Source organism: Pseudomonas baetica, from assembly GCF_051216495.1.
Classification (GTDB): domain Bacteria; phylum Pseudomonadota; class Gammaproteobacteria; order Pseudomonadales; family Pseudomonadaceae; genus Aquipseudomonas; species Aquipseudomonas baetica_B.
Map to the genome: position 1 here is coordinate 1 of NZ_JBPKAM010000180.1, position 7,241 is coordinate 7,241.

General features: G+C 61.2%; 7 protein-coding genes. 2 read left to right on the forward strand and 5 right to left on the reverse strand.

Annotation, left to right across the window (positions count from 1 at the left end; all coding sequences use genetic code 11):
* The first annotated feature begins 174 nt into the window (after positions 1 to 174).
* Positions 175 to 756 carry a DUF2780 domain-containing protein gene (locus ACSFE6_RS30395; RefSeq protein WP_435431068.1) on the forward strand — a complete coding sequence of 194 codons (582 nt, stop codon included), beginning with the start codon at positions 175 to 177 and terminating at the stop codon, positions 754 to 756.
* On the opposite strand, the gene ACSFE6_RS30400 is transcribed toward ACSFE6_RS30395, so the two are convergent.
* Positions 757 to 1,644 carry an acyltransferase gene (locus ACSFE6_RS30400; RefSeq protein WP_435431069.1) on the reverse strand — a complete coding sequence of 296 codons (888 nt, stop codon included), beginning with the start codon at positions 1,642 to 1,644 and terminating at the stop codon, positions 757 to 759.
* A 288-nt stretch (positions 1,645 to 1,932) separates the two neighbouring features.
* Between ACSFE6_RS30400 and ACSFE6_RS30405 the strand changes: the two genes are divergently transcribed.
* Positions 1,933 to 2,436: an ATP-dependent zinc protease family protein gene (locus ACSFE6_RS30405; RefSeq protein WP_435431070.1), complete on the forward strand. Its 504-nt coding sequence runs from the start codon at positions 1,933 to 1,935 to the stop codon at positions 2,434 to 2,436.
* A 3-nt stretch (positions 2,437 to 2,439) separates the two neighbouring features.
* On the opposite strand, the gene ACSFE6_RS30410 is transcribed toward ACSFE6_RS30405, so the two are convergent.
* The 4 genes from ACSFE6_RS30410 to ACSFE6_RS30425 form a co-directional block, all read right to left on the reverse strand.
* Complete coding sequence (locus ACSFE6_RS30410; RefSeq protein WP_435431071.1) at positions 2,440 to 3,069, reverse strand: glutathione S-transferase; 630 nt, start codon at positions 3,067 to 3,069, stop codon at positions 2,440 to 2,442.
* A gap of 197 nt (positions 3,070 to 3,266) precedes the next feature.
* Entirely contained in the window at positions 3,267 to 3,446 is a 180-nt protein-coding gene (locus ACSFE6_RS30415) for a hypothetical protein (protein WP_435431072.1), read from the reverse strand.
* The gene (locus tag ACSFE6_RS30420; RefSeq protein WP_435431073.1) at positions 3,443 to 4,573 is read right to left on the reverse strand and encodes a PepSY-associated TM helix domain-containing protein; all 1,131 of its coding nucleotides are present in this window, start codon (positions 4,571 to 4,573) and stop codon (positions 3,443 to 3,445) included. The genes ACSFE6_RS30415 and ACSFE6_RS30420 overlap by 4 nt, the downstream gene beginning before the upstream one ends.
* 72 nt (positions 4,574 to 4,645) lie before the next feature.
* Entirely contained in the window at positions 4,646 to 7,069 is a 2,424-nt protein-coding gene (locus tag ACSFE6_RS30425) for a TonB-dependent siderophore receptor (protein ID WP_435431074.1), read from the reverse strand.
* Between the last annotated feature and the right edge of the window lie 172 nt (positions 7,070 to 7,241).

Here is a 7,241-nt window from a genome sequence, read left to right on the forward strand (position 1 = left end):
GCCGAAGGCTGCGATCTTTTGATTTTGCTTTTCAAGATCAAAAGATCGCAGCCTTCGGCAGCTCCTACAAAAGCGATGGCAGGCCCGCAGGGGTGGGAACAATGTTGATGGACGCTAGTCCAACGCTCAGTTTTCGCCGCCCATTTCCGGGCGGTTTTCATTGAGGGTGTCTGGATGAAGATTTCACGCGGTTTTGCACTGGCATCGCTCCTGGCCCTGACGGCCAGCCCGGTCTTTGCCCAGCTCACCCTGAGCGATGCGGCCAATGCCATTTCCGGGATGAACGGCAATGCGGCCACCGAGGCCGAGCCGGATTCGGAAAGCGACGATTTGCTGGGCGCGCTGAGCGCGTTGAACATTACGCCACAGCAAGCTCTCGGCGGCGCCGGGGCGATGCTTGGGTTGGCGCGGAACCAGTTGAGTTCGACCGACTATGCCGAGCTGACCAAAAGCGTGCCGGCCCTCGACATCCTGTCGGGAGGCGGGGAGCTGGGTGCCCTTGCCGGGTTGCTCGGTTCCACCGGCCAGGTGGCCGGGTTGAATAACGCCCTGGGTAACGTCAAGAACACCAATGACCTGAACAACGCCTTCGGCGCCTTGGGCATGGACACAGGCATGGTTGGCCTGTTTGCCCCGGTGATCCTGCAATACCTGGGTCAACAGGGCGTTACCGCTTCGTTGCTGCAAAACCTGGGCGGGATCTGGGGCACCGGCATGAACGTGGTCAACGGCATGAACGCGGTCACCGGTAGCTGATCAGCGGCGCTCGGCGCGCAAGGCGTCGATGCGACCGTCCTTCTCGGTCCAGAGCTGGTTGACCCAGTTCTGGACCGTTTCACGAAACTGCGGATCGTTTTCGTAATCGCCCTGCCACAGCGCCGGGTCGAGTTCGCGGGTCTTAATGTCGATGATGACCCTCGGCACGTTGCCGCTGATCAAATCCCAGAAACCCGGAATCTTCGGCTGCGGATAGACCACCGTCACGTCGAGGATAGCGTCGAGCTGTTCGCCCATGGCCGCCAGCACGAACGCCACGCCACCGGCCTTGGGCTTGAGCAGATGGCGGAACGGCGACTGCTGTTGAGCGCTTTTGGCAGCAGTGAAACGAGTGCCTTCCAGATAATTCACCACGGTCACCGGCTGGCGCTTGAACAGTTCGCAGGCCTGTTTGGTGATTTCCAGATCCTTGCCCGCCAGTTCCGGATGCTTGGCCAGGAAGGCCTTGGTGTAGCGCTTCATGAACGGGTAATCCAGCGCCCACCACGCCAGGCCCAGGAAGGGCACCCAGATCAGCTCTTTCTTGAGGAAGAATTTGAAGAAGGGCGTGCGCCGGTTCAGCGTCTGGATCAGCGCCGGGATGTCGACCCAGGATTGGTGGTTGCTGATCACAAGGTAGGAAGTGTCACGCCGCAGGTCGTCACCACCGCGAATGTCCCATTGGGTGGGAATGCACAGGCGGAAGATCAACTTGTCGATTTCCGACCAGGTCTCGGCGATCCACATCACCGCCCCAGAGGCGTAATCGCGAAAACGGCCGGGCAGAACCAGTTTGAGCAGGGCGAAGACCATCAACGGACCGATCAGGACCAGGGTGTTGAGCAGAAGCAGCAGGGTGACGAAACTGCCGGTGAGCAGGCGGCGCATAGGCAACTCTTGGAAACGTGTGGGCGCGCCATGATAAGTGGCTTCGGGCGGCAGGCCAAATCGGTGGGTGACGAATGTTTCACGTTGCTGGCGGTAAGCTCGATCACAATTCAACTGATCAGCGAGTTGTGTCGTTGGTGCGGGCCTCTTCGCGAGCAGGCTCGCTCCCACAATGGAATGTGTTTCCCCTGTGGGAGCGAGCCTGCTCGCGAAGCGATCTGGAGAACGAACGATTTGCCAACTGACGGTCTAAAATTCCGCTGCCCATCTTTCAAGGACAACGAACAAGTGAAATCCCTCCTCGCCCTGCTGTCCCTCGTCGCCCTGCCAGTCCTGGCCGCCGAACCCACCCTCTACGGCCGCTACGAATACATCGCCCTACCGGAAATCGGCGGCGAAGTGCTCAAGGCCAAGATGGACACCGGCGCCCTGACCGCATCGCTCTCGGCCAAAGACATCGAAACCTTCACCCGCGACGGCGAGGATTGGGTGCGTTTCCGCCTGGCGACCAAGGATGCGAGCAACAAGGTGTATGAGCACAAGATTGCGCGGATCAGCAAGATCAAGACCCGTTCCGAAGAGGATGAGGATGAAGAAGTGGCGGCGCCGACCAAGCGGCCGGTGGTTGATCTGGAGTTGTGCCTGGGGAATGTGAAGCGGACGGTTGAGGTGAATTTGACGGATCGCAGCAGTTTCAATTATCCGCTGTTGATTGGCGCGAAGGCGCTGCGGGAGTTTGGTGCGGCGGTGAATCCGGCTCGGCGGTTTACGGCCGACAAACCGGATTGCTGATCGTCAAACCTTCGGCATAGTCGCAATCATCGAAGGCCGCTGACTCACCTCGAAATACCACGCCGCCAGCTGCGGATTGGCCGTGCGCCAGTCCAGGTCCGGGTGGCGCAAGTCCACATAACCCAACGCGCAGGCCACGCTGATCGCCGCCACGTCGAAATGGCTGGTCAGCTCGGCGATGGCGTCTTTTTCCAGTACGGCCAGGGCGCGGCGGATTTTGTCGCGCTGGCCGTCCAGCCATTTGTCCCAGTGTTTTTCCGGCGCACGCAGGGCGACTTCGTAGCGCACCAGCACCGCGGCATCCATGATGCCGTCGGCCATCGACGCCAGGGTCAGGCGCCGCCAGCGGGCGGAGCCATCGCGGGGGATCAGCGGGTTGCCAACGTGCTGGTGATCGAGGTAGTCGAGGATCACGCGGCTGTCGTGGATGACGCTGCCGTCGGCCAGGCGTAGGGCGGGGATTTTGCTCAGGGGGTTGTCGTCGATCAGCGCCTGGTCTGGGTCGACCGGGGTGAGTACACAGTTCTGCAGCGCGACACGGTCCTGTTGACCGGTTTCGTGCAGCAGCACCATGACTTTGCGAACGAAGGGGGAGAGGGGGTTGTGGTACAGGGTCATGCTCGGGGCGGACATGGCGGGGTCTCGGTCGGTGGCGGAGTCGAGGCAGCATAGCGTGTTGCGGGGCTACTCAATATCCCGGATAAACATGTGTCCCCCTTGTGGGAGCGAGCCTGCTCGCGAATGCGGTGCATCAGTCAACAGAGATGTTGAATGCAATGTCTTCATCGCGAGCAGGCTCGCTCCCACAGGGGATCAGTGTTTATCCGGGTTCAGTGGCGCTGCAGGAGGCCGCGCAGGGCGAGGGCGGCGGGAATGCCCAGCCCGATCCAGCTCAGGGCGTCCCATATGCCATCGCCGAGCAGCGCGGCGAACAGCCCTGCTGCGGTGAACAGGGCAATGACGGTGGGTGTGCCGAAGACTTTCCAGAAGTTCGACTGCCTCGGCTTCATGCCACACTCTCCGCTTTTTCCAGCACGGGTTTCGTCGCCTTGCGCCGCACCACCCACAGATAAACGCCACTGCCCAGCACAATGATGGTCAGCACATCGAGGCTCGCCCAGAGAATTTTCATCGGCATGCCGCCGTAGTCACCGAAATGCAGCGGTTGCGACATGCCCATGGCGTCCATGTACCAGGGGCGCTCGGCCACGGCGGTGACCTGCAAGGTGCTGGCGTCGATCAATACCGGTGTCAGCAGGTGCGAGGTCAGGTGCGTGCTGCCTTTCATGAACACCGCGTAATGGTGCTCACTGGAAAACCGGGTGCCGGGGAAGGCGATGAAGTCGGGTTGCATGCCCGGTGCAACTTCCCCGGCGATGTCGAGCAGGCGCGTAGCCGGCGCCAGATGCGTCAGCGGTGGCGCGTCGCGGTAAGGCGCGACCATGGCGCTGAGGCTGTCGTTGCGCCATGCCGCGATGATCAGGTCGGCACAGGCACTGATGACGCCGGTCACGCCCACCACCAGCGCCCAGGTCAAAGTCACCACGCCAATCAGGTTATGCAGGTCGAGCCAGCGCAGGCGGGTGGATTTGTCCTGGCGCACGGTGGCGAATTTCAAGCGGCGCATGAACGGCAGGTACAACACCGTGCCGGAGACGATCGCGACGACGAACAGCAGGCCCATGAACGCCAGCAGCAACTTGCCTGGTAGCTCGGCGAACATGTCCACGTGCAGGCGCAGCATGGTCATCATGAAGCCGCCATTGGCCGACGGCGTTTCCAAGGCGTCGCCGGTGCGGGCGTCAAGCATGAAGGTATGGGACGAGTTCGGTTCAGTGCCCGCGGTCGCTGCCATGATGGTCAGTACGGCGTTGGGCTCATCGTCTTCGAAGCCAAAATACTGCATCACTTCGCCGGGGCGATGCTTTTCAGCTGCCGCCACCAATTCCTGCAAATTCAGGCGCGGGGTGTCCGCCGGCATGTCCTTCACTTCAGGCGCATCGCCCAGCAGATGGTCGATCTCGTGGTGGAAGATCAACGGCAGGCCGGTCAGCGCCAACAGCAGCAGAAACACCGTGCAAATCAGGCTGGTCCAGGTGTGGATAAAGGACCAGCGGCGAATTGTTTTACTTTTCATTTCATAGCCTCCAGAAATACCAAAGCCGTCCTCGAAGGACGGCCTGGGTACCGGGCGTGTCAGATCAAGCCGTTACCACTTGTAAGTGGCACTGGCGACAACACTGCGCAGGTCGCCGTAGTAGCAGTAGAAACTGTCGCAAGTCGAGATGTAATCCTTGTTGAGCAGGTTGGTCGCGTTGACGGCCAGCGACGCGCCTTTGAGGCTGTTGTCCAGGCGGCCGAGGTCGTAATGAACGGCGGCGTCGAACACGGTGTAGGCGTCTGCCTTGCCCAGGTTGGTGTTGGCCTGGTCACCGTAGGTGTTGCCGGTGTAACGGGCGCCAGCGCCGACACCGAAGCCGTCCAGTACGCCGTTGTGCCAGGTGTAATCAGCCCACATCGAAGCGGTCTGGTTAGGCATCAGTTGCAGGCGATTGCCCTTGAACTCGCCATCCTGCACTTCGGACTTGGCCAGGGTGTAGGCGGCGGTGAGCTTGAGGTTCTCCGTCACGTCGGAAACGGCTTCCAGCTCCAGGCCCTTGACCTTCACTTCACCGGTCTGGCTGGTGACCGGAATGCCGCCGATGTTGTTGGTGACCGAGACGTTTTTCTGGGTCAGGTCATACACTGCAGCGGTCAACAAGGTGTTGCTGCCCGGTGGCTGGTACTTGATGCCCAGTTCCCACTGTTTGCCTTCGGTCGGCTTGAAGGAGTCGGTGGCGGAGGTATCGGCGTTGCTCGCCGGCTGGAACGATTCGGCGTAGGACAGGTACGGCACGAAGCCGTTGTCGAATACGTAGCTGATCGCTGCGTTGCCGCTGAAGTTCTTGTTGCGGTCGGTGTTGGTGGCATCACCCTTGTTGAAGAACTTGGTGCTGGTATGCACCCAGTCCTCACGACCACCCAGGGTCAGGCGCCATTGGTCGAGGGCCATCTGGTCCTGCACGTACAGGCCGGTCTGATTGGTCTTCTGGTTGTAATCGTAGAACGCCGTCGAGCGTGGCGGACGCACGATGGGCTGGCCGTAGATCGGGTTGTTGACGTTGGTGGTCAGGCCATCACCGAAGATCGAGGTGTAGTTGGTGTTGGTGCGCTGGTGATCGAGGCCGATCAGCACCGTGTGCAGGATGTCGCCGGTGGCGAAGTCAGCCTGCAGGTTGTTGTCCACGGCGAACTGGCTGATGTCTTCGTCGGTCGAGGTGCTGGTGCGGCCGATGTTACCGTCGGCATCGACCTGGGTGAACGGGTAAGCGCCGGGCGTCAGGGCCTGGAAGGACAGGTCCGACTTGGTGTAGCGCAGGTTCTGCCTGAACTGCCAGACATCGTTCATGCGATGCTCAAAGGCGTAGCCCAGTGCGTAGTAAGTGCGGTCGTAGTATTCCCAGTCCGGGTCGCCCAGGTTCTTGTGGTGGGAGATATCGCCAAATGGCGAGTCGAGCTTGGTGCCCTGGATCGGACGGAACTGGCTGGTGATGCCGGTATCGTCACGGGTGAATTGGGTGAGCAAGGTGAACCGGGTGTCGTCGTCGATGTTCCAGGTCAGGCTCGGCGCGATGTTGTAGCGCTTGTCGTCGATATGGTCGATGGGCGTGCCGCCATCGCGCACCACACCGCTGAGGCCATAGAGGAACTGACCTTCATCGTCGATCTTGCCGGTGCTGGCGAAGTTGATCTGGCGATGGTTGTCGCTGCCGTATTGCACTTGGATTTCATTGCTGGACTCGGCGCTGGGACGACGGCTGACCATGTCCAGCAAGCCACCCGGTGGGGTCTGGCCGTACACGGAGGAAGCGGGGCCGCGCAGTACGGCGAGGCGATCGAGGTTCCAGGTTTCCTGCTTGGGGTTGGCATAGACGCCCTTGGGCAGTGGCAGGCCATCGAGGAATTGGGTCGGCTCGAAACCGCGAACGCGCAACCAGTCGGCGCGGGTGTCGCTGCCGAAACTGGCGCCAGTGGTGCCCGGCAAGTAGCGCACGGCGGCGTCGAGGGTGTGCACGTTGCGATCGTCCATCTGCTCGCGGGTGACCACCGAGATCGAACGCGGTGCTTCAACCAGTGCGGTGTCGGTCTTGCTGCCCGCGGCGGTGCGCTTGGCCACATAACCTTCCACCGGGCCCCAGGCGCTTTCGGTGCTTTCCACACCGATCACGCTGGTTGCCGGCAGGGCCATCACGCCCTCGGGCACGGCCACCAGAGTGTAGGTACCGCCACTCTGTTCCAGTTGCAGACCGGTGCCGCGCAGGGCTTCGCGCAGGGCGCTGGCCGCATCGTACTGGCCTTTGACCGGTGCGGAGGTCTTGCCTGCCGCCAGCGAAGGGTTCAAGGACAGCGCCAGACCGGCCTGGCTGGCGATCTGGTTCAGCGTGCTGGCCAATGGCGCAGCTGGCAGGTTGTAGGCGCGAACGCTGGAGACCTGTTCAGCAGCGATCAGTTGGCTGCTGGCCAAAGGGGTGCAAAAGGCAATGGCAACCGCCAGCAAACTGGGGCGCAACAAGGTGTCTAGCGAACGGGACATACAGCGGCTCCTGAAAGTGAATACTTCTCAATTGCCTACGTGCCGGACGAGATTCGAAAAGTGATAGGGCTGGATGAAAATAATTTCGATTCAGCAAACAAGGTTGGGTTTTGTGATGAGGCTGATGGCCCCTTCGCGAGCAGGCTCGCTCCCACAAGGGCGGCGGATATCC